The organism is Tepidiphilus baoligensis, assembly GCF_012911495.1.
Taxonomy (GTDB): domain Bacteria; phylum Pseudomonadota; class Gammaproteobacteria; order Burkholderiales; family Rhodocyclaceae; genus Tepidiphilus; species Tepidiphilus olei.
Window position 1 is genome coordinate 1 of record NZ_JAAAUB010000051.1, and the last position, 306, is coordinate 306.

Sequence of the window (306 nt, forward strand, 5' to 3'; positions counted from 1 at the left end):
CTTGCCGAAGCGGTCTTCCGCTTCTTCCAGTCGGTCGCGCGAATCTTCGAACAGCGTGTCGCCGGGGCGAAGCCGTTTGTGGATCTGCTCGATGGCGTAGAGCTCGCGCAGACGCTCCTCGACAGCATCCGCCAACAAGCTGTCCTGACCCGTGAGCACCAGTAGGTTGTTCTTCTCCTGCTGATAGTCGAAGAAGTTCGGGAGCTTACTGGGGGGAACCTTGCCATCGGGCTTGATGACGATGAGTGTCCTGGGGCCTCCGAGCTTCAATTCGTCGAGCTTGGGCAGGACCTGAACATCCTGGTA

The 306-nt window shown here is 59.2% G+C and carries 1 protein-coding gene; it reads right to left on the reverse strand.

Annotated elements, in window-relative coordinates; translation table 11 throughout:
* On the reverse strand, positions 1–306 hold a 306-nt coding region (locus GV368_RS11870), incomplete at both ends, for a hypothetical protein (protein ID WP_169116548.1).